This window comes from bacterium endosymbiont of Bathymodiolus sp. 5 South (assembly GCF_900128535.1).
GTDB lineage: Bacteria > Pseudomonadota > Gammaproteobacteria > PS1 > Pseudothioglobaceae > Thiodubiliella.
The window spans coordinates 1-870 of sequence record NZ_FQTR01000416.1 but is presented as its reverse complement, the minus strand read 5'-3'; the positions used below and the strand labels follow the sequence as shown (position 1 = coordinate 870).

Genomic DNA, 870 nt, shown 5'->3' with positions numbered 1-870 from the left:
TATCTCCAGCATTAACCAAGCAATTTTTACCTGCTCGAGCGGCTTTATTGGCAGATTACTGGCAAAAAACAGTAGATAAAACAGTAGAAAAGTGGCGTTTTGCTGAGACGAATGCCTCTAGTGCCTATAATGATTTTGGTGGGTTGCATAATGCACTAAATTATTCTAACACTCTTGCCTTTGCCGCCCTTAAAGCCAATGGGTCAATCACGGCGTGGGGCGCGAGTTGGGCAGGTGGCACAGGTGCACCCTCTGATAATGGCTACACCAAGATTTATTCAAATGGGGCTGCCTTTGCCGCCCTTAAAGCCGATGGATCAATCACGGTGTGGGGTATTTCGAATTATGGAGGCACAGGTGCACCCGCTGGTAATGGCTATACCAAGATTTATTCAAATAGGCATACCTTTGCCGTCCTTGAAGCCGATGGCTCAATCACGGCGTGGGGCACATCGGGTGATGAAGGCACAGGTGCACCCTCTGGTAAGGGCTATACCAAGATTTATTCAAATGGGTATGCCTTTGCCGCCCTTAAAGCCGATGGGTCAATCACGGCGTGGGGTGCTTCGGATTGGGGAGGCACATCGGGTGATGAAGGCACAGGCGCACCCTCTGATAATGGCTATACCAAGATTTATTCAACTAGGTATGCCTTTGCCGCCGTTAAAGCCGATGGGTCAATCACGGCGTGGGGTGCTTCGTATTGGGGAGGCACAGGCGCACCCTCTGATAATGGCTATACCAAAATTTATTCAACTAGTAATGCCTTTGCCGCCGTTAAAGCCGATGGGTCAATCACGGCGTGGGGTGGTTCGGATTTTGGAGGCACAGGCGCACCCTATGGTAATGGCTATACCAAGATTTATTCAA

General features: G+C 49.7%; 1 pseudogene. It reads left to right on the top strand.

The features are described 5' to 3' along the window. Positions 1-870 (top strand): annotated as a pseudogene (locus tag BBROOKSOX_RS11895) (hypothetical protein); the annotation flags it as partial.